Origin of the sequence: Nonomuraea sp. B12E4 (assembly GCF_039871825.1) — a bacterium.
Lineage (GTDB): Bacteria > Actinomycetota > Actinomycetes > Streptosporangiales > Streptosporangiaceae > Nonomuraea.
The window spans coordinates 29,827-48,567 of the sequence record NZ_JBDPME010000025.1; the positions used below are offsets into that span (position 1 = coordinate 29,827).

The window sequence follows — 18,741 nt, forward strand, 5'->3', positions numbered from 1 at the left end:
TGGGGGCCTTCGCTGATTAGGGGAGTTGGCCCTGGCAGGCGGGGTGCGATGTTAGCCTCAAGGCGTGCTAGGCGCGGGGACCGTCCTCAGTGATCGCTACGTGCTGTCCGACCGCCTCGGCGGTGGCGGCATGGGCGAGGTGTGGCGTGCCGACGACACGGTCCTCGGGCGCGCGGTCGCGGTCAAGGTGCTCATGCCCGCGCTCAACGAAAACCCGACCTTCGTCCAGCGCTTCCAGAACGAAGCCCGGGCCATGGCCACTCTGCGGCATCCCGGTGTGGTCGACGTCTACGACTACGGCGTGTGCGACGTCGCGGGCCGCCAGGTGAGCTTCCTGGTCATGGAATACGTGCCCGGCGAGTCGCTCGACCGCGTCCTGCGGCGCGGCCCGCTCGGCGCCGCGGCCACCATGCGCCTGGTCGCGGAGGTCGGCGACGCGCTGGCCGCGGCCCACGCGCAGGGCATCGTCCACCGCGACGTCAAGCCGGCCAACCTCATGATCAGGCCGGACGGGGGCGTGGCGCTGACCGACTTCGGCATCGCCCACTCCGCCTCCGCCGGCCATCTGACGGCCACGGGCACGATGCTCTGCTCGGCCGGCTACTGCGCGCCCGAGATGGCCACCTCCAGCGAGGTGACACCCGCGGTCGACGTCTACGCGCTGGGCGTGGTGGCCTACGAGGCCCTGACGGGGCAGTTGCCGTACCAGGGCGACACGCCCGTACAGATCATCTTCAAGCACCTCAACGCCCCCGTCCCGCGCCTGCCGGACGACGTGCCCCCCGGGCCGCGGCAGGTGGTCTCGCGAGCGCTGGAGAAGACGCCCGACGGGCGCTGGGCCACGATGGCGCACATGACCGATGCCGCTCGGAAGGCGCTGACCGCGCCCGGCACGCCGCCCGTCCCGCACCGGCGCCGCACCCTGCGGGCGGTGCTCACCATCGCCGCCGCCGTGCTGGTGTCGGCGGCCGTGGCGGGCTCGGTGTGGTTGCGCCCGGCCCAGCCCACGACCAGCACGAGCGAGGCGACGCCGACGGCCGCCCCGCCGACGGTCAGGGCCTCCATGACGACGGCGCCCGCCAGAAACCTGGCCACGCCTCCCCCCAGGCAGTCCGTTCCCGCCGCCACGGCCACCACCGGCGCCCCCGAGCCGACGAGGGTCACGCACGTGCCGAGCCCCACCTCGACGTCCGTCACCCCCACCGCCGCCCCGACCAGGACGCCGACCGCCGAGCCGACCACCTCGGAGCCGGCGCCGCCCACCGTCGAGCCGACCCCGCCGGGCTCCGAGGAGCCCACGGTCGTGCCCCCGATCGGCAAGCCCACCCGCGACATCCAGTGCATCCGGGCCCCGTGCCAGTGAGGTGAGGCGGGCCCGCCCCTCGCCCGCCCGAAGCGCGATCTTTGTCCGCAATCGCGCGCCGGTCATGAGAAAGTTCATCGCGTGGACACGACTCGAGACCTGCTCATCGCCCTTGCCCGCCGTTACGCGTTCGCCGACCTCGGTGCGTTCGCGCCGTCGGAGGAGATCGCCGAAGTGTGCGAGTTCGGGCAGCGACTGCTCTCCCTCGACGCCGAGGACTTCGCCGCCGAGGCGAAGGGCGTGCCCGCCGACCTGCGCCGGCGCGCTCGGGCCTGCCACATGCCGCAGACACCGCGCGAGCAGCCGCGGGGGGCGCTCGAGTCGCTGCGGCCCGCGTACGGGCTGCTGCTGGAGGTGATCGCCGTACGGTGGCACCGGCGTGAGCTGAGCCCGATGATCGCGGCGGTGCACATCGCCAGCGAATACCTGCCCCTGCTGGCCTTCGAACCGCAGTTGGGGCACGCCGGCGACCCCGCCCGCTGGCCCGAGGGGCTGAGCGCGACCGGGAGCCGGTTCGGCGTGATCGGCGATCGCGAGTGTGACCACACCAAGTCCGAGCAGTCCGCCACCAACCGGACCTTGCGCGTGTCCGTGGAGCCGGCGGAGGGCTGGCGGGCGTACTTCGACCGGCAGCACAGCCAACTGGCCGGCGCGCTCGGGGTCTGCGCCGCCACCTGCCGCAACCCGTGCACGGCGATGGACTGGATCGATCCAGAGTCACGCGCCGACCTGCAGTTGCGCGCCCGCACGGCGCTGGCCTTCGCCGAGACCCCCCTCGTGCGGCTGCGCCACGCGGCCCCGGTGGGGCACGGGTTCGGGGTGCCGTCGCCGGAGGAGGTGCTGGACGCGTGGGAGCGGAGCCGGGCGGGCCTGGACAAGAACCCGGCGGGCGCGTCGGCGCTGAAGGACGACGGGTTCCCGCTGGAGGGCCTGCCGACGCTGTTCTCCGCGGTCGCCGCCGCCCCGATCGAGCCGGCGACGCTGCTGGCCGGGGTCAGCGAACACATCGTCACGCTGCTCGGCCGCCACTGACCCGGGCCTCCGCCCGGCGGGCTCAGCGGCGGGCGGTGGCCTGCTCGGCGAGGGCGGCGATGCCGTACAGCAGCCCCCCGATCAGGTCGCCCACGCTGAACGCCGTCGCCATCGACATCGCCGTCAGGCGGCACGCGCTGTCCGGCAGCCGCCTCCTGGCCTGGTCTCCCGTGACGATCTCCAGGGCCCGGCCCGTGACGTCCACGAAAATGACCACGGCGTCCCCGGCCTCCTCGCCCAGGGCGGCGTGCAGGCGCTCGGCGAAGTGGCGGCGCGCGCCCACCGGCTCCCCGAGGAACACGCCGAACCTGAGCCCGCTGCGCCGCTCGGCGGCGTGCATGGCCTGCCTGACGTCGTCGGCCTGGGCGGCGGTCAGTCCACGCATCGTCTTCTCACCATCCCGCCGAGGCTCCGCCGACCCGCCGGCCGGGCTCGGCCGTCTCGGCGGCCGCCATCCAGTCGTGCTCGGGAATGTCCGCCCAGTGCGCCACCCGATCGGCCAGCACCAGGCCCGAGGTGCTCACCCCGCGCTCGCTCCTGTCCGGCCCGCCCAGCCAGACGGGGCCGGACTCGACCCGCCGTTGCGCGCTGCGCCCCGGCAGCATGACAAGCAGGCTGATCAGTACGAACAGCCCCAAGGACACCCCGATGAGAAAGAGCAGGATCTCTGCCGCGCTGTTCACACCATGAACGTAATCCTCGTTGGCGAGTCCGGCCAGACCCGTCCGGGGAGTGTCCGCGCTAAGATCTTCACGGAGCCCGAGGATCTCTAGAGAACGTAAGACATACCCCAAAAACCCGCGTGGAACACGATGAGCTGGGCCATAAAACTATGGACAGGGCAACACTAGGAATCGATCCGATCTCCGAGCTACGGTGAGTTACGTGGACTCCGACAACCAGCGAGAAGACGGTCACAACGCGTCACCCATCTGGGTGAGCGACCGACCAGAAAGCGAGCAGACCGCCGCCGCGAAGCCTTCGGCGCCCACCTCCACGTACGCGCCCGTCGAGCGCGCGTCCGTGCGTAGCCTGCTGCAACAGCCACGGTTTCGCCGCCTGCGCAACCGCCTGATCCTGGCGGTGGTCGTCGGCCTCGTGGTGGGCTTCCTTGTGAGCGACTGGCGGGTGGGGATCACAGCGGGCGTCATCGCCGCGATCCTGGAGGCGGTCTATCGGGCTCGCTCCAGTTCGTCCGTGCCCGCGTGGCGACGGTCGTCCGTGGCGGAGCGCCGTACCGAGGCGCAGTTGCGCAAGCTCGAACGCAGCGGCTACCGCACGCTGCACGCCAGGGCGATCCCCAACAGCGAAGCCCAGATCGACCACCTCGTGGTGGGCCCGACCGGGGTTTACGCGGTCGACTCCGAGAAGTGGGACAAACGCCTGCCCGTGCGTGTGCAGATGGGAAAGAAGCTCTTCCACGGCCCCTTCGACATGAAACCCCGCCTCACCGAGGCGAAGTGGGAGGCGTCGCAGGCCGGTGAGCTGATCAGCAAGGCGTTCGGCCGCGAGGTGTCCGTGGTTCCCTCGCTCGCCATCTACGGCCCGCCGGTGCCATGGAAGATCATGACCATTCGCGGCGTGGACGTCTTTCAGGGCGACCGGGCCCGCAGGTGGATCACCAAGCGGGAGCGGGCGCTGACGGACACCGAGATCGACCGCATCTTCGACATCGCGACCAAGGTGCTGCCCGCCCGCTACGGCGAGGACTAGCACCCGCACGCGAAGCCGGGCGGGCACGGGCCAACGGAGGCCGGGCCCGCTCGGGTTTCGCGTGCGCTCGCCGGGCGGGCGGAGGCCGGGCCCGCTCGGGTTTCAGTGTGCTCGCCGGGCGGGCGGAGGCTAGCGTTCGCGGGCGAGCCGGGCGCCGAAGGCGTCGAGGTCGGCGGCCAGTTCCCGGCTGGGCGGGATCGTGGCCGGGAGCCGCGAATACAGCGCCGTGCCGAACCCCGCCATCCGGACGATCTGGTTGATCAGCGCCTCCCTGTCGCGCGGCCACGGGAAGCCCGGCTGGGCGATCAGCAGGGAGACGCAGCCGTGCACGGCCGACCAGAGGCCGAGGGCCACCTCTTCGGGGTCGCCCTCGAACACGCGGGTCTCCACACAGGCGGCCACCGCGTTCACCATGTGGCGGAAGCACTCGGCGGCAGCCGGGGGCACGCCCGGCGCGGCCGAGGGCCGCATCATCAGCACCCGGTACTGGACCGGGTGGTCGAGGGCGAAGCGGGCGTACGCGCGGGCGCAGCGGCCCAGCGCGAGGAACGGGTCGCCGCCGCCCAGGTTCTCGGTGAACAGGCGGCCGAGCTCGTCCCACACCCGCAGGCAGACTGCCTCGACGAGCGCCTCCTTGTCGGCGAAGTGCAGGTAGACCGACGGTGTGGACACCCCGGCGCGCAGGGCGACCGCGCGCAGCGTCAGCGCGTCCTCGGTGCCGGACTCGGCCAGCAGGTCCTCGGCCGCACGCAGGATCTCTTCACGGAGCAGCGGCCCCTCTCCGCGCCGGGCGCGTACGCGTCTGGTGGTCATGGATCTCACCTTGACGCCGTCAGGTTAACGATGTCAATCTGAGCTCCTGCGGAAGGATTGCTAAAAATGGGGACTTTTCGGGAAGCAACCGCGCTGACCGCCCGGGGGAACGGCGAGTTCGGCGCCCTGCTGGACGCCCAGTGGGGTGTCGGGACCCGCCTGCACGGCGGTTACCTGCTGGCCGTGCTGGGGCGGGCCGCCTGCGAAAGCGCGGCGGGCGCCGGCCATCCACATGTGACGGCCGTCAGCGGCTCCTTCGTCGAGCCGCCCGAGCCGGGCGCGGCCCTGGCCCGGGTGGAGACGCTGCGGGTCGGCCGGAGCCTGGCCCAGGTCAGGGCCACGCTCGTGCAGGACGGCAGGACCCGGGTCGAGGCGCACATCACGCTGTCCCAGCTGGACGCCGCCGACCCCTGGTGGTCGGCGGCGGACCCGGTACGGATGCCGCCCGAGGAGGAGTGCTTCCTGGCCCCCGTCGACGCCCCGGGCGCGGGCATGCCCGTGCCGCTGATGGGCGTGATCGAGGAGCGCCTCGACCCGGAGAACCTGGGGTTCGCCTTCGGCACGCCCGCCGGACGCGGCGTCATCACGAGCTGGCAGCGGCTGGCCGACGGCTCCGACTGGGACCCGCTGAGCCTGCTGGTCGCGCTCGACCCGGTGCCGCCGGTGTCGCTGGAGCTGGGCGTGCCGGGCTGGGCGCCGACGATCCAGCTCACGGGGTTCGTCCGCAGGTTGCCGGCGCCCGGCCCGATCAGGGTGCGGCTGACGGCCACCGACGTCGGCGGCGACCGGATGGACGAGGTGGCGCACGTGTGGGACGACAAGGGCCGCCTGGTGGCGCAGGCGACCCAGCTCGCCGCCATCCGGCTGCCGGTCCCGCGGTGAGGCCGCCATCCGGCTGCCCGTCCCGCAGTAGGATCGCCGAGGTCGGTTCCGGCACGATCCGGTAACCAGCCGTCCAATGTGTGGACAGGCGTCTCATCCACCGGGCGATGGTCGTAGCATGTGAAGACTCGCTCACGATGGGAGATGCGCCAATGCCCGCCCTCAGGTCACGTACAGTCACCCACGGCAGGAACATGGCCGGTGCCCGGGCCCTGCTCCGGGCGACCGGCGTAGCCGGGAGCGACTTCGGCAAACCCATCATCGCCGTGGCCAACAGCTTCACCCAGTTCGTGCCGGGCCACGTGCATCTGCGCGAGGTCGGCGACGTGGTGTCGGCGGCGATCAGGGAGGCGGGGGCCATCCCCCGCGAGTTCAACACCATCGCGGTCGACGACGGCATCGCGATGGGGCACGGCGGCATGCTCTACTCGCTGCCGTCCCGCGAGCTGATCGCCGACGCCGTGGAATACATGGTCAACGCCCACTGCGCGGACGCGCTGATCTGCGTGTCCAACTGCGACAAGATCACCCCGGGCATGCTGCTGGCCGCCTTCAGGCTGAACATTCCGACGATCTTCGTCTCCGGCGGGCCCATGGAGGCCGGCAAGACGCCCGGCAGGAAGCTCGACCTGATCGACCCGATGATCGCCTCCGCCGACGACTCCGTCTCCGACGCCGACCTGCTGGAGATGGAAGAGAGCGCCTGCCCGACCTGCGGCTCCTGCTCGGGCATGTTCACCGCCAACTCGATGAACTGCCTGGCCGAGGCCATCGGCCTGGCGCTGCCGGGCAACGGCACGATCCTGGCCACGCACAAGGCGCGCAAGAAGCTGTTCGAGGACGCGGGCCGGCAGCTCGTGGAGATCACCCGGCGCTACTACGAGGAGGGCGACGAGTCGGTGCTGCCGCGCTCGATCGCCACCCGCGACGCCTTCGAGAACGCGATGACGCTCGACGTGGCGATGGGCGGCTCGACCAACACGATCCTGCACATCCTGGCCGCGGCCCGCGAGGCCCAGGTCGACTTCGGGCTCAAGGAGATCAACGAGATCTCGCTGCGGGTGCCGTGCGTGTGCAAGGTCGCCCCCGCGACGAACAAGTACCACGTCGAGGACGTCCACCGCGCCGGCGGCATCCCGGCCATCCTGGGCGAGCTCGACCGGGGCGGTCTGCTGCACCGCGACGTGCCCACCGTCAACGGCGGCACCCTCGGCGACCTGCTGGCCTCCTGGGACGTGCGCTCGCCGGCCGTGCTGCCCGAGGCCGTGGAGCTGTGGCACGCGGCCCCCGGCAACGTGCGCACGGTCAAGGCGTACTCGCAGGACAACCGGTGGGACGACCTCGACCTCGATCGCACGGCCGGATGCATCAGGGACCTGGAGCACGCCTACACCGCCGACGGCGGCCTGGCGGTCCTGTACGGCAACATCTCCCGCGACGGCGCGGTGGTGAAGACGGCCGGGGTGGACGAGTCGATCTGGAAGTTCAGCGGGCCCGCGGTGGTGTTCGAGTCGCAGGAGCAGGCGGTCGAGGGCATCCTCGGCGGGCGCGTCAAGGAGGGCGACGTGGTGGTCATCCGCTACGAGGGCCCCAAGGGCGGTCCAGGCATGCAGGAGATGCTCTACCCGACGTCGTTCCTGAAGGGCAAGGGGCTCGGCAAGGCGTGCGCGCTGGTCACCGACGGCCGCTTCTCCGGCGGCACCTCCGGGCTGTCGATCGGGCACGCCTCGCCCGAGGCCGCGGAGGGCGGCGCCATCGCGCTGGTCGAGGACGGCGACCTCATCGACATCGACATCCCCAACCGGACGCTGGACCTGCGGGTGCCGGAGGCCGAGCTGGCGGCGCGGCGCGAGCAGCTGCTGGCCGACCTGGGCGGCTACCGGCCGCGCGACCGCAACCGGCCGGTGAGCGTGGCGCTGCAGGCGTACGCGGCGATGACCACGTCGGCCTCCACCGGCGCCTCGCGCGACCTGTCGCAGCTCTCGCGCTGACCCCCGGTCCCATCCGTCGAAGGCGGCCCTCGTGGGTGCGGATTCCCCGCTGACCGCGAGGGTCGTTGGCTGTTACCTCCGTACAGATTTTCGAAAATTGTCGGTCGTGGTCTCTATTCTTGGGGTATGACGACAGTCGTGAAGCACGATACTCGCCCGCTGACGACCGCCGAGATCGCCGCCCTCGCCCTCTCCCTCGCCCACCTCGGAGCGGGCCCGCAGGCCGTCACCGCCAGGCGTGGCCTGCAGCACGCACTCGAGCACCTGGAGCTCGACGACGACGTCATCGCCAGCACGCTCGCCACCCTCACCGAGCCGCTGCCCGTGGAGGTCGCCTCCCGGGCCAGGCTCATGGCCGACGCCATCACCAGCCGACTGATGATCCGCCTGCACTACCGGGACGCCGCCGGCACCATCACCGCGCGTGACGTCGAGCCGGTGACGTGCCTCGTCCACCGCGAATACTGGTATCTGGTCGGCGTGTGCAGGATGCGCCGGGCCATCAGGGCGTTCAGGTTCGACCGGATCATCGCGGTCGAGCCCACGCTCACCCCGGCCCGGCCGCATCTGGCCGACCGGTTCCTGCCGTTCCAGCGCCGCAAGCGCGCCCGGGCCGCATGACATCCCAGGGCCGCACCACACCCCGGGGCGCGGACCACCGGCCGGGCGCCTCCGCCCGGCCGGACCCCGCCCCAGCCGGCTGCCGGCCCCGGGCGTCACCGGCCCGGGGCGGCGCCGCTAGGAGCAGCAGCCTCCGCCGCAGCAGCCTCCGGACTGCCTGGGGGTGGCCGCGGTGCCCGTCATGGCCACCGTCGACAGCAGCTTCACCGTGTCGTCGTGTCCCTCCGGGCAGGTCGCCGGGTCGTCGGAGGCCGACATCGGGCGGGACAGCTTGAACGTGGAGCCGCAGGCGCGGCAGCGGAAGTCGTATCGCGGCATACGACTAAGCGTAGGCGATGTAGGCGTGATCGGACACGGGCACGTAGCCGATCCCCTGGTAGATGGCGTTGCTCGTCGGGTTGTCCAGGTCGGTGAAGAGCACCACGTCGTCGCAGCGCTCCGCCAGCGCGATCTGGCTGGCGAAGGCCGTGACGGCGGCGCCGTACCCGCGCCTGCGGCAGGAGGGCGGCGTGTAGACGGGACCGATGCGGCAGACCGCGCCGGCCGCCGGGGAGAGTGCCGCGAGCGAGACCGGCGCCCCGCCCGCCTCCCACACGAACAGCTCGCGGCCCGCCAGCCGCCGGGCCACCCGCTCGGCCACGTCCGCCTCCTCGCCCAGCCGTACCTCCTCGCTGAACGCGTGATACCAGCTCACCAGCAGCGGGAAGTCGCCGGGCACCGCGAGCCGGCCCCGGCCAGGCACGTCGGGGATGGCGAGCGCGGAGAGGCGGTAGAGGCGTTCGGAGACCATCCGCCGGGGCGGCCCGAGCAGCCGCGCCACCTCCGACGTCAGCTCCACCCGGCCCACCAGGGCGGTCAGGTCGTCGCCGATCGCCGCCACCAGCGGCGCGACGGCCTCGACGGGCATGGCGGTCAGGCCGACCGGATGCGGTGGGGTGCGGAAGACCGCGCCGCGGACCTGGCCGTCCGCCGTCCACCAGCCGAAGTGGGGGTCCTTGGTGGGCATGCCCGCCCGCAGGTCGGCCAGGACCGTCAGTGGCACGGTGTTGCCCACCGGGTCGCCGAGCAGGAAGGGCTCGGCGACCGCGGCGTATTCCTCAGGATCTGAGGTGAAGGTCCACACCTGCTCATGGTGTCAGGGGCCACCTTCAGCGGCAAAGCGGTCTCAGGCCGCGGCCTCGAGGTAGGGCGCCCACTGGGGGTCTCCGACGAGCGACGCGCCGATGAGCCGCCAGTGAGCGCCCCGTGGAACGGCGGGATGGACACGCAGCGTCCACCCCAGCTCCTCCAGGTATTTGTCGGCCTTGTGGTGATTGCAGGTGGTGCAGGAGGCTACGCAGTTTTCCCAGGTGTGCGTGCCGCCCCTGGACCGGGGGATGACATGGTCGATGGTCTCGGCCCGCTGGCCGCAGTAGGCGCAGCGGTAGTCGTCACGCCGCATGAGGGCGGCTCGCGTCAGGGGGATGCGGGACCGGTAGGGGATGCGGACATATCTTCTGAGCCTGATCACCGAGGGAACGTCCAGGCTGCAGCTCGCGGAGCGCAGCACCGCACCCCTGCCGTCACGGTGGACGACATCGGCCTTCTCCCGCAGCACGAGCACGATCGCGCGGTGCAGCGAGAGGGTGGTCAGCGGCTCGTAGGTGGCATTCAGCAGCAGGACTTGGCGCATCATCGGGCCTCTCCCTGCTGCGCGCGTATCAAAGGGGACATGCCGTGGCATGTCCCGACTGTCGGCCCCTCCTGGGGCACTCGTGCTTCCGTCACGTGGACCTCCGCCGGACGGTCCAGCGGATGGTCACCACGGCACCGTCCTGTCACCAAGTCTGGCGTTTGCACCGTGGTCCCCGCCACCCCAAAACCTCCAGCGGGAATGACTAGAGGGACGCACGATACGTTTTATGCCCACTTCACCAGGGCTTTACGCATCCTCATTGGCAGTAGGGTTCCTGCATGACGCCAGAGGAGTACCCGACAGCACGCCGCGAAAACACCGTCGACATTCTGCATGAAACGCCCGTGCCCGATCCCTACCGGTGGCTCGAGGATCCCGACAGCCCGGAGACGAAGGGATGGTTGCTCGGGCAGGCAGAGCTTTTCGCCCGGAACAGCCAGCCGCAGCGTTTCAAGAGCCGCATCGCCGAGCTGCTCAGGTCAGGAAACGTGGGAGCGCCGACCTGGCGCGGCGATCGGCACTTCTTCTCCCGGCGCATGCCCGATCAGGAGCACGCGGTCTACTACGCCGTCGAGGCCGACGGCACCGAGCGGGCGCTGATCGATCCGATGGAGATCGACCCGTCCGGCCTGACCACGCTCGACGCGGTCCAACCGGACAAGGAGGGGCGTCTGCTCGCCTACCAGATCTCGATGGGCGGCAACGAGGAGTCGATCCTGTATGTGATGGATGTCACTACAGGTTTGCGGGTCGAGGGGCCGATCGATCGCTGCCGGTACTCCCCCATCGCCTGGCTGCCTGGTGGCGAGGCATTTTACTACGTACGCCGGCTGCCGAGCGCCGAGCTCCCCGAGAACGAGGCGCAGTTCCACCGCCGCGTCTACCTGCACTACGTGGGCACCTCCACCGAAGAAGACGTCATGATCTTCGGTGAGGGCCTGAAGATGACCAACTACTACGGCGTCGGGGTGTCGCGCGACGGCCGCTGGCTGCAGGTGACGGTGCACGAGGGCACCGCGCCGCGCAACGACGTCTGGGTGGCCGACCTGACCGCCTCCCCCATCGACCAGCCGGACCTGAAGGTCGTGCAGGAAGGCGTGGACGCGCAGTCCGGGCTGGTGTTCGGCCGCGACGGCAGACTTTACGTGCACACCGACCGCGACGCGCCGCGGGCCAGGATCTGCGTCACCGACCCGGCCGAGCCCGGCTTCGAGAGCTGGCGAGACCTGGTCCCCGAGGACCCCGAAGCGGTGCTGAGCGACTTCGCGATCCTCGACGATCTCGACCGCCCGGTGCTGCTGGTGGGCTGGACCCGGCACGCGATCAGCGAGATCACCGTGCACGACCTGGCGACGGGCGAGCGCGTCGGCGAGGTGCCCGTGCCCGGGCTCGGCACGATCGGCGGCCTCTCGGAGCGCCCGGAGGGCGGCCACGAGGCGTGGTTCGGCTACACCGACAACACCACGCCGCCCAACATCCAGCGCTACGACGCCAGGACCGGCGAGACCACGCTGTGGGCCGCCGCCCCCGGCTCGGTCGAAGTGCCCGCCGTACGCACCTCGCAGGTGGTCTACCAGTCCAAGGACGGCACGGACGTCCGCATGCTGATCATCTCGCCCGACGACGACACGCCGGGGCCGCGGCCCACGATGCTGTCCGGCTACGGCGGCTTCGGCCTGTCGAGGACCCCGGCCTACTCGGCCGCGACGCTGGCCTGGGTGGAGGCCGGCGGCGTCTACGCCATCGCCAACCTGCGTGGCGGCGGCGAGGAGGGCGAGGAGTGGCACCGCGCGGGCATGCTGGCCAACAAGCAGAACGTGTTCGACGACTTCCACGCCGCCGCCGAGCACCTCATCGCCACCGGTGTGACCACTGCCGAGCAGCTCGGCATCTCCGGCGGCTCCAACGGCGGCCTGCTGGTGGGCGCCGCGCTGACGCAGCGTCCCGAGCTCTACGCCGCGGTCGCCTGCTCCGCGCCGCTGCTCGACATGGTCAGATACGAGCTGTTCGGGCTCGGCGCCACCTGGAACGTCGAATACGGCTCCGCCGAGGACCCCGAGCAGTTCGGCTGGCTGCACGCCTACTCGCCCTACCACCACGTCCGGGCAGAGGTGGCCTACCCCGCGACGCTGTTCACCGTCTTCCAGTCCGACACGCGCGTGCACCCGATGCACGCCTGGAAGATGTGCGCGGCGCTGCAGCACGCCTCCGCCTCCGGCCGCCCGGTGCTGCTCCGCAACGAGACCGAGGTCGGGCACGGCGCGCGCTCGGTGAGCAGGACGGTCGACCTGTCCGCCGACACGCTGACCTTCCTCGCCCGGCACACCGGACTGTAGTCTCGGCGGCCGGCTGGCCGGGACGGCGTCGTGGCGGGACCGGCCGGTGCCGGCCGACCGCCTCCTGAGCGAGCGCGCCCTAGCCGGGCCGGCACTCGGCCCGGAGCTGCCCTCGGTGTGGGCCGGCTGCCGGATTCGGGCGGCCGGGTGGGCGTGTCGGACCTGGCGGACTCGCTCGGCTGGAGCCACCGCCATCTCGTCGCCCGCTTCCAGGACCAGGTCGGGCTGCCGCCGAAGACGGCCGCGGATGATCAGATTCATCCGGGCGCTGCGGATGCTGCGCTCGGGCACCGCGATCGCGCAGGTGGCGGCCGACTGCGGCTTCTACGACCAGGCGCACATGAACCGGGACTTCCGGGTGCGCGGCGACACGACACCCGGTCGGCTTCGTCCAAGACATGCGGGAGCCCAGCAGGCATCCTGAAGACCATGAGAACCGTTTACGCACTGGCCCGTTATCCGGACTGCCAGGCCGCGATCGACTTCCTGACCACCGCGTTCGGGTTCGAGGCGCGCGAGGTGTCCGAGAACGACGACGGCGTGGTCGACCACGCCGAACTGCTGGTCGGCGACGACCTGATCATACTCGGCGAGGGGACGCCGGGCGGACCGGGGATCTACGTCGCGGTCGACGACCCCGACGCCCATCACGATCGCGCCAAGGCCGCGGGGGCCGAGATCACCATGGGCCCGGTGGACCAGCCCTACGGGTCTCGCGAGTACGGCTGCAAGGACCCGCAGGGCAACCCCTGGCATTTCGGGACGTACCGCCCATGAGCCTGCTCAAGGCCGATCCCCTGCTCGGCCGCACGGTCGGGCGGGCGGACGGCGCGTTCCTGGTAGTGGAGTGGACCGACCCCGGCACCTCCACCGGCTTCATCGCGGTCCCGCACCGCCACCTGCGCGACGACGAGATCTGGTACGTGCTGGAGGGCGTGCTGCGGATCCGCCGGGGCGAGGAGGAGGTCGAGGCCGAGGCGGGATCGGCGGTGCTGGGCCCGGCCGGCGTGCCGCACACCTTCTGGAACCCGGCCTCCCGCCCCGCCCGCTACCTGGTGGTCATGTCACCGGGCACGCTGCGGCTGATCGAGGAGTACCACTCGGCGCCCGACCGCCCCGACGAGCAACTGCGGGAGCTGTTCCGGCGCTACGACTGCGAGTACCTGCCGGAGCTGTGGACCGGGTGACCGGATGTCAGCGCGGGAAGACGACGGTCTTGTGGCCGTCCAGCAGCACGCGCTGCTCGGCGTGCCACTTGACCGCACGGGCCAGCGCCAGGCACTCGACGTCCCGCCCGATCGCCGCGAGATCCTCGGGCGAGTGGGTGTGATCGACCCGCGCCACCTCCTGCTCGATGATCGGCCCCTCGTCCAGGTCGGACGTCACGTAGTGGGCGGTGGCGCCGATGAGCTTGACGCCGCGGTCGTGCGCCTGGTGGTAGGGCTTGGCGCCCTTGAACGACGGCAGGAACGAGTGGTGGATGTTGATGGCCCGCCCCGTCAGCTTCTCGCACAGGCCCTCGGAGAGCACCTGCATGTAGCGGGCCAGCACCACCAGGTCCACCTGGTAGTGCTCGACCAGCGCCAGCACCTCGGCCTCCTGCCTGGCCCTGGTCTCGGGGGTGATCGGCAGGTGGTGGTAGTCGATCCCGTACGACTGCGTCAGCGGCCGCAGGTCGGGGTGGTTGGACGCGACCGCGGCGATCTCGATGTCGAGGGCCCCGGACCTGACGCGGTAGAGCAGGTCGTTGAGGCAGTGGTCGAACCTGCTGACCATGATGAGCACCCGGGGCTTGCCGGCCATGTCACGCAGTCTGAACTCCATGGCGAAGTCCGGGGCGAGCGTGGCGAAGGCCGAGTTGAGCTCGTCCTCGCCGAGGGCTCCCGCGAACTGCACGCGCATGAAGAAGCGCCGTTCGACCCGGTCGCCGAACTGCTGGCTCTCGATGATGTTGCAGCCGCGCGCGGCCAGCAGGCCGGAGACGGCGGCCACCACGCCCGGCCGGTCGGGGCAGGACAGGGTCAGGACGTATTCGGCGGGACTGGTCATGACTCACAACTCTCACGCAGTGGATCGTCGGGCGGTCCGCGGCGGATCAGGAGGGGGCGGATCGCCGGTCAGGACGAGAGTACTCGCCGGGATGGGGCTCTGACCCGGGTTCGGTCGCACGATGTGCGGCCCGCGAATGAGCGGCGGGCCGTCCATCATTGCCGCGATCTCGGGTAGTTCTCGCACAAGGGGTGAGGCCCGGGCCGGATGGAGCTCATGTCGTTGGATGCCGTCGTACTGGTCGGGCTCGCCGGCCTGTTCGCCGTCGTGTCCGGGGTCAACGACGGCGGCGCCCTGCTCGCGACCGGGCTCAAGCTGCCCACGGTCCGCCCGGTGCGGGGAATGCTCGCCCTGGTCCTGCTGGTGGCGGTCGTTCCGCTGATCACTCACCAGGTGGCGGTGACGTTCGTGACCAGGCTCGGCAGCTACCACCAGCCGGGCGGCAGGATCGCGATGACGATCGCGGTGATCTCGGCGCTGGTCGTGGTGGGCGTGCTCAGCGCCAAGGGCCGTCCGACCAGCCTCACGCTGGCGATCGTGGGCGGGCTGGCCGGGGCGGGGACCGGCTGGGGGCTGCCGGTGTCGCCCGGGTCGGTGGCGCTGGTGCTGGCCTTCGGGCTGGCGGCGCCCCTGGCGGGCGGGCTGCTGGCCTGGGTGCTCGTCCGGGTGCTGGTGGCGGTGACCACGGCCCGGGGACTGTCCGGCTGGCACCGGGCCGGGTTCCTGCTGCAGGGCTTCGCCTACGCGGCCAACGACGGGCAGAAGATGCTGGCCGTGTTCATGATCGCGTTCGGGGTGCCGGACGCGATGCCGGCGTACACGTCGGCGGCGGCCGTCCTGTTCGGCCTCGGCACCCTGTACGGCCTGCCCAGGGCGGGCCGCACGCTCGGCCGCGAGCTCATCGCCTCCAGGCCGCAGCACGGGGTCGCGGCGGAGCTGTCCGCGAGCGTGGCCGCGATCGCGTGCGCCTCCGTGGGTATGCCGGTGAGCATGACCCAGGCCATCGCGGGCGGGCTCATCGGCGCCGGCGTGGCGCAGAGCACCGGCCGGGTCCGCTGGTACGCCACCGGCAGGATCGTGCTGGCCTGGCTGCTGACGCTGCCCGCCGGCGCGTTGCTCGGCTGGGCGCTGGCCCTGCTGGTGAAGGGGCTCGTGGGCATGGGACCGGTGTGAGGACGAAGGGGGTCGCGGATGTGCGGGAAGGCGGCCGGGCCGTGAAACGGCTGCGGCGGATCCGGAGCCTCATGACCGGCCGCATGGACAGCGCGCTCACCGAGGCCCTGCTCGGGCAGCTGGAGGCCACCAAGGAGGGCGCGTGGCTGGCGATGGCCATGATCGGCGGCGAGGTGGGCCGGACGGGGGCGCACGAGCAGATGCGCTCGATCGAGCACCTCGGCGACGCCGAGCGCTCCCGCCTCATCGACGAGCTCAGGTCGGCCCTGGTCACGCCCATCGACCGCGAGGACCTGTTCCGGCTGTCACGGTCGATCGACGACGTGCTCGACTCGTTGCGGGACTTCGTCCGCGAGTCCCACCTCTACCGGGTGCCGGCGCAGATCCGCTTCACTCCCCTGCTCGACCAGGTCATCGTGGGCATCGACGCCCTGGAGAAGGCCGTGCGGGACCTGGCCTCCCGCCCTTCCTCGGTGGTCCAGGACGCGCGGGAGGCGAAGAAGGCGGGCGGCACGATCCGGCGGCTGTACCAGTACGAGATCGCCCGCATCTTCTCCGGCGAGCTCACGACGGACGTGATGAAGGAACGCGAGCTCGTACGCCGTCTGGAGATCGTCGGTGTGGCCATCGCCGACGCCGCGGACGCCATCGCCGACGGGATGATGAAGCGGTGACCGCTCAGCCGGCGAAGGCGTCGACGCCCGTGAGCCCGGCCGACAGCCTCCACAGGCGGGCCGCTCGCTCGGGATCGACCGCGTAGTCGCGCACCCCCGACCGCTCCCCCTCCGTGTACAACTCGGCGACGTCGCAGTCCTCGCAGTAGAGGCCGCCCATGCCCGCCAGCCGCGGCGAGGTCGCCGCCCACACCTGCGTGGCAGCGCCCTGCTCGGGCGTCTTGAACGTGGAGTCGATGGCGTTGCCCTGCTCGTCGATCCAGCCCGCGGCGACCATCTCCTCCCTGGCGAGGTGGCGTTGCAGCGGGGTGAGGATGGACCCCGGGTGCACCGAGAACGCGCGCACCCCCGCGTCCCGCCCGAGCTCGTCGAGCCGCACGGCGAACAGGATGTTCGCGGTCTTCGCCTGCCCGTAGGCCTGCCACTTGTCGTAGCCGCGCTCGAAGTTGGTGTCGTCCCAGCGGACGTCGGAGTTGTGGTGGCCCCTGGACGAGACGGACACGACCCGGCCACGGCCGCGGGCGACGGCCGGCCACAGGCGGTTGACGAGCGCGTAGTGGCCGAGGTGGTTGGTGGCGAACTGCGCCTCCCAGCCGGGGCCCACCCGCGTCTCCGGGGAGGCCATGATCCCGGCGTTGTTGATGACGATCTCCACGCTCCGGCCGGTGGCCAGGAACCGCTCGGCGAAGTGGCGCACGCTGTCGAGGTCGCCCAGGTCGAGCTCGTCGAGCTCGACCCCGTCGAGGCCGCCGACCGCCTCCTTCGCGACCTCGGGGCGGCGGGCGGGGACGACGACGTGCGCGCCGGCCCGGGCCAGCGCCCGCGTGGTCTCCAGGCCGAGGCCGGAGTAGCCGCCGGTGACGATTGCCAGCTTCCCGGACAGGTCGATGCCCTGGAGCACGTCGTCGGCCGTGCTCCGAGCACCGAAGCCCGACCCGATGCGGTGTTGTGGTGTGGTCATGCCTTCAACGTACGAACTGGAGCGCGCTCCAGGTCAAACCTGGGATCACAGCCCGAGGGGCGCGGCGAGCCTGGTGAGCTGGGCGACCGCGTCGTCGAGGTCCGGCCCTCCGGCGGACAGGGGCTGGATGACCACGTGGTCGGCGCCCGCGTCGAGGTGCGCGCGGACCCGGGCGGTGATGGTCTCCGGGTCGCCCCAGGCCACGATGGTGTCCACGAGGCGGTCGCTGCCGCCGTCGGCGAAGTCGTCGTCCGTGAAGCCGAGCGTACGCAGGTTGTTGAGGTAGTTGGGCAGGCCCAGATAGATCGCCGTGTGGGTGCGGGCGATCGCGCGGGCCTGGGCGGGGTCGGACTCCAGCAGCACGGCCTGCTCCGGGATCAGCAGGCGGTCGGGGCCGAGGATCCGGCGGGCCTGGGCGGTGTGCTCCGGGGGCACGAAATAGGTGTGGGCGCCGTCGGCGCGGTCCCGGGAGAGCTCCAGCATCTTGGGCCGCAGGGCGGCCAGCACCCGGGGCGACCTGGACCTGGGCAGAAGCTCCGCCGCCTTGTCCATGCCCTCCAGGTAGGCGCGCATCGTGGTGAGCGGCTTGCTGTAGTCATGACCCCGGGCGGAGACCAGCATGGCGTGGCTGACGCCGACGCCCAGCAGGAAGCGCTCCGGGTAGGCGTCCGTCAGCGCGACCGCCCCGCCCGCCATGGACATGGCGTCTCTGGCCCAGAGGTTGGCGATGCCGGTGCCCACGACGATCCTCCGGGTGGCCGCCAGCATGATCCCGGCCATGACCAGCGGATCCTTGCTGCCCCAGCCATCGCTGCTCCAGAGCGAGCCGTAGCCCAGCTCCTCGATCCGCGCCGCCGCCTGCCGCACTTCCGTGGCGGGCGCCCTGCCGACGCCTGGATGCCACACTCCCACGCGCCCGATGTCCACGGCCGCTCCCCCCGCATAGGATGTTCGATTGAGATGGAACGATACCCGGGCGTTCGACCACCGTCGAACAGGACACGCAGCCTGACCCACACGTCCCCGCTCGACGTGCCACTCCAGGCCGCCCTCGAAGCGCTGAGCGACCCGGTGCGCCGCCGCATCGTGCGCGAGCTGGCCGAGGTGCCCGACTGGTCGCGGCCGTGCGGCACGTTCAACCATCTGCCTGTGGCCAAGTCCACTCTCAGCCACCACTTCTCGGTCCTGCGCCACTCCGGCCTGCTCGAACAGCGTGACGAGGGCTCACGGCGACTCAACCGCCTGCGCCGCGCCGAGTTCGACGGCTGCTTCCCCGGCCTGCTCGCCCTGGTCCTCGCCGAGGAAAGCGGCGGTCAGCCGCCGATCCCCGCCGCATCCGCACAAGCCCCGGCTGGATGATCGCGGTCAATGTCCTCCCCATGACCGGCCCAACAGAGCCCGCGAAGGACGACGACCGGCCCGCCGCGCGTGTCGCCCGTCACGACGACCGGCCCGCCG

22 protein-coding genes are annotated in these 18,741 nt (G+C 71.6%); 13 read left to right on the top strand and 9 right to left on the bottom strand.

The annotated features are described in order from the left end of the window. Window positions 1-64: 64 nt before the first annotated feature. Together ABGB18_RS37915 and ABGB18_RS37920 are read left to right on the top strand one after the other, a co-directional pair. The gene (locus ABGB18_RS37915; RefSeq protein WP_347700496.1) at window positions 65-1,363 is read left to right on the top strand and encodes a protein kinase; all 1,299 of its coding nucleotides are present in this window, start codon (window positions 65-67) and stop codon (window positions 1,361-1,363) included. Between the two features lie 81 nt (window positions 1,364-1,444). Further along, on the top strand, window positions 1,445-2,395 hold the full coding sequence (locus ABGB18_RS37920; RefSeq protein WP_347700497.1) for a hypothetical protein: 951 nt from the start codon (window positions 1,445-1,447) through the stop codon (window positions 2,393-2,395). 22 nt (window positions 2,396-2,417) lie between these two features. Here the strand turns inward: ABGB18_RS37920 and ABGB18_RS37925 are convergent, their stop codons facing one another. Next, window positions 2,418-2,780 carry a DUF5130 family protein gene (locus tag ABGB18_RS37925; RefSeq protein ID WP_347700498.1) on the bottom strand — a complete coding sequence of 121 codons (363 nt, stop codon included), beginning with the start codon at window positions 2,778-2,780 and terminating at the stop codon, window positions 2,418-2,420. A gap of 7 nt (window positions 2,781-2,787) precedes the next feature. Beyond that, complete coding sequence (locus ABGB18_RS37930; protein WP_347700499.1) at window positions 2,788-3,078, bottom strand: hypothetical protein; 291 nt, start codon at window positions 3,076-3,078, stop codon at window positions 2,788-2,790. Window positions 3,079-3,280: 202 nt separating this feature from the next. Here ABGB18_RS37930 and ABGB18_RS37935 point away from each other — a divergent pair, with 202 nt between their 5' ends. Then, window positions 3,281-4,108, top strand: coding sequence for a nuclease-related domain-containing protein (locus ABGB18_RS37935; protein WP_347700500.1), 828 nt, complete (start codon window positions 3,281-3,283; stop codon window positions 4,106-4,108). Window positions 4,109-4,237: 129 nt separating this feature from the next. On the opposite strand, the gene ABGB18_RS37940 is transcribed toward ABGB18_RS37935, so the two are convergent. Next, window positions 4,238-4,921 carry a TetR/AcrR family transcriptional regulator gene (locus tag ABGB18_RS37940; RefSeq protein WP_347700501.1) on the bottom strand — a complete coding sequence of 228 codons (684 nt, stop codon included), beginning with the start codon at window positions 4,919-4,921 and terminating at the stop codon, window positions 4,238-4,240. A 66-nt stretch (window positions 4,922-4,987) separates the two neighbouring features. On the opposite strand from ABGB18_RS37940, the gene ABGB18_RS37945 reads away from it, so the two are divergent. The 3 genes from ABGB18_RS37945 to ABGB18_RS37955 all read left to right on the top strand — a co-directional run bounded on the left by ABGB18_RS37945 (window position 4,988) and on the right by ABGB18_RS37955 (window position 8,415). Continuing rightward, window positions 4,988-5,803 carry a thioesterase family protein gene (locus ABGB18_RS37945; protein ID WP_347700502.1) on the top strand — a complete coding sequence of 272 codons (816 nt, stop codon included), beginning with the start codon at window positions 4,988-4,990 and terminating at the stop codon, window positions 5,801-5,803. Between the two features lie 152 nt (window positions 5,804-5,955). Further along, entirely contained in the window at window positions 5,956-7,794 is a 1,839-nt protein-coding gene (ilvD, locus tag ABGB18_RS37950; protein ID WP_347700503.1) for a dihydroxy-acid dehydratase, read from the top strand. A 126-nt stretch (window positions 7,795-7,920) separates the two neighbouring features. Continuing rightward, a complete protein-coding gene (locus ABGB18_RS37955; RefSeq protein ID WP_347700504.1) occupies window positions 7,921-8,415 on the top strand; it encodes a WYL domain-containing protein in 495 nt (164 codons plus the stop codon). A 117-nt stretch (window positions 8,416-8,532) separates the two neighbouring features. On the opposite strand, the gene ABGB18_RS37960 is transcribed toward ABGB18_RS37955, so the two are convergent. The 3 genes from ABGB18_RS37960 to ABGB18_RS37970 are packed head-to-tail and all read right to left on the bottom strand — an operon-like array spanning window position 8,533 to window position 10,087. Continuing rightward, window positions 8,533-8,733 (bottom strand): zinc ribbon domain-containing protein, encoded by a 201-nt coding sequence (locus tag ABGB18_RS37960; protein ID WP_347700505.1) that lies wholly within the window; start codon window positions 8,731-8,733, stop codon window positions 8,533-8,535. A 4-nt stretch (window positions 8,734-8,737) separates the two neighbouring features. Then, window positions 8,738-9,538, bottom strand: coding sequence for a GNAT family N-acetyltransferase (locus ABGB18_RS37965; protein WP_347700506.1), 801 nt, complete (start codon window positions 9,536-9,538; stop codon window positions 8,738-8,740). Between the two features lie 42 nt (window positions 9,539-9,580). Next, window positions 9,581-10,087, bottom strand: coding sequence for an HNH endonuclease (locus ABGB18_RS37970; RefSeq protein ID WP_347700597.1), 507 nt, complete (start codon window positions 10,085-10,087; stop codon window positions 9,581-9,583). A gap of 281 nt (window positions 10,088-10,368) precedes the next feature. Here ABGB18_RS37970 and ABGB18_RS37975 point away from each other — a divergent pair, with 281 nt between their 5' ends. The 4 genes from ABGB18_RS37975 to ABGB18_RS37990 all read left to right on the top strand — a co-directional run bounded on the left by ABGB18_RS37975 (window position 10,369) and on the right by ABGB18_RS37990 (window position 13,613). Beyond that, complete coding sequence (locus tag ABGB18_RS37975) at window positions 10,369-12,426, top strand: prolyl oligopeptidase family serine peptidase (protein WP_347700507.1); 2,058 nt, start codon at window positions 10,369-10,371, stop codon at window positions 12,424-12,426. Between the two features lie 247 nt (window positions 12,427-12,673). Next, window positions 12,674-12,850: a helix-turn-helix domain-containing protein gene (locus ABGB18_RS37980; RefSeq protein ID WP_347700508.1), complete on the top strand. Its 177-nt coding sequence runs from the start codon at window positions 12,674-12,676 to the stop codon at window positions 12,848-12,850. 5 nt (window positions 12,851-12,855) lie between these two features. Then, entirely contained in the window at window positions 12,856-13,203 is a 348-nt protein-coding gene (locus ABGB18_RS37985; RefSeq protein WP_347700509.1) for a VOC family protein, read from the top strand. Next, window positions 13,200-13,613, top strand: coding sequence for a cupin domain-containing protein (locus tag ABGB18_RS37990; protein WP_347700510.1), 414 nt, complete (start codon window positions 13,200-13,202; stop codon window positions 13,611-13,613). Before ABGB18_RS37985 ends, ABGB18_RS37990 begins: the two co-directional genes overlap by 4 nt. 7 nt (window positions 13,614-13,620) lie before the next feature. Here ABGB18_RS37990 and purU read toward each other — a convergent pair whose 3' ends face one another. Further along, a complete protein-coding gene (purU, locus tag ABGB18_RS37995) occupies window positions 13,621-14,475 on the bottom strand; it encodes a formyltetrahydrofolate deformylase (protein WP_347700511.1) in 855 nt (284 codons plus the stop codon). Between the two features lie 216 nt (window positions 14,476-14,691). Here purU and ABGB18_RS38000 point away from each other — a divergent pair, with 216 nt between their 5' ends. Next, window positions 14,692-15,648, top strand: coding sequence for an inorganic phosphate transporter (locus ABGB18_RS38000; protein ID WP_347700512.1), 957 nt, complete (start codon window positions 14,692-14,694; stop codon window positions 15,646-15,648). A gap of 41 nt (window positions 15,649-15,689) precedes the next feature. After that, entirely contained in the window at window positions 15,690-16,322 is a 633-nt protein-coding gene (locus tag ABGB18_RS38005) for a DUF47 family protein (RefSeq protein WP_347700513.1), read from the top strand. Between the two features lie 4 nt (window positions 16,323-16,326). Here ABGB18_RS38005 and ABGB18_RS38010 read toward each other — a convergent pair whose 3' ends face one another. Beyond that, window positions 16,327-17,283 carry an SDR family NAD(P)-dependent oxidoreductase gene (locus ABGB18_RS38010; protein WP_347700514.1) on the bottom strand — a complete coding sequence of 319 codons (957 nt, stop codon included), beginning with the start codon at window positions 17,281-17,283 and terminating at the stop codon, window positions 16,327-16,329. A gap of 45 nt (window positions 17,284-17,328) precedes the next feature. Further along, window positions 17,329-18,210, bottom strand: a complete 882-nt coding sequence (locus ABGB18_RS38015) for an LLM class F420-dependent oxidoreductase (protein ID WP_347700515.1) — start codon at window positions 18,208-18,210, stop codon at window positions 17,329-17,331. A gap of 33 nt (window positions 18,211-18,243) precedes the next feature. On the opposite strand from ABGB18_RS38015, the gene ABGB18_RS38020 reads away from it, so the two are divergent. Further along, window positions 18,244-18,642, top strand: a complete 399-nt coding sequence (locus ABGB18_RS38020; RefSeq protein ID WP_347700516.1) for a helix-turn-helix domain-containing protein — start codon at window positions 18,244-18,246, stop codon at window positions 18,640-18,642. The last annotated feature ends 99 nt before the right edge of the window (window positions 18,643-18,741 follow it).

Bases quoted from the DNA above. Each gene is read 5' to 3' on its own strand.
- ABGB18_RS37925 (WP_347700498.1), bottom strand. From the start codon at position 2,780: ATGCGTGGACTGACCGCCGCCCAGGCCGACGACGTCAGGCAGGCCATG.
- ABGB18_RS37970 (WP_347700597.1), bottom strand. From the start codon at position 10,087: ATGCGCCAAGTCCTGCTGCTGAATGCCACCTACGAGCCGCTGACCACC.
- ABGB18_RS38000 (WP_347700512.1), top strand. From the start codon at position 14,692: ATGTCGTTGGATGCCGTCGTACTGGTCGGGCTCGCCGGCCTGTTCGCC.
- ABGB18_RS37980 (WP_347700508.1), top strand. From the start codon at position 12,674: ATGATCAGATTCATCCGGGCGCTGCGGATGCTGCGCTCGGGCACCGCG.
- ABGB18_RS37990 (WP_347700510.1), top strand. From the start codon at position 13,200: ATGAGCCTGCTCAAGGCCGATCCCCTGCTCGGCCGCACGGTCGGGCGG.
- ABGB18_RS37940 (WP_347700501.1), bottom strand. From the start codon at position 4,921: ATGACCACCAGACGCGTACGCGCCCGGCGCGGAGAGGGGCCGCTGCTC.
- purU (WP_347700511.1), bottom strand. From the start codon at position 14,475: ATGACCAGTCCCGCCGAATACGTCCTGACCCTGTCCTGCCCCGACCGG.
- ABGB18_RS38020 (WP_347700516.1), top strand. From the start codon at position 18,244: ATGGAACGATACCCGGGCGTTCGACCACCGTCGAACAGGACACGCAGC.
- ABGB18_RS37945 (WP_347700502.1), top strand. From the start codon at position 4,988: ATGGGGACTTTTCGGGAAGCAACCGCGCTGACCGCCCGGGGGAACGGC.
- ABGB18_RS37960 (WP_347700505.1), bottom strand. From the start codon at position 8,733: ATGCCGCGATACGACTTCCGCTGCCGCGCCTGCGGCTCCACGTTCAAG.
- ilvD (WP_347700503.1), top strand. From the start codon at position 5,956: ATGCCCGCCCTCAGGTCACGTACAGTCACCCACGGCAGGAACATGGCC.
- ABGB18_RS37955 (WP_347700504.1), top strand. From the start codon at position 7,921: ATGACGACAGTCGTGAAGCACGATACTCGCCCGCTGACGACCGCCGAG.
- ABGB18_RS37975 (WP_347700507.1), top strand. From the start codon at position 10,369: ATGACGCCAGAGGAGTACCCGACAGCACGCCGCGAAAACACCGTCGAC.
- ABGB18_RS38010 (WP_347700514.1), bottom strand. From the start codon at position 17,283: ATGACCACACCACAACACCGCATCGGGTCGGGCTTCGGTGCTCGGAGC.
- ABGB18_RS37985 (WP_347700509.1), top strand. From the start codon at position 12,856: ATGAGAACCGTTTACGCACTGGCCCGTTATCCGGACTGCCAGGCCGCG.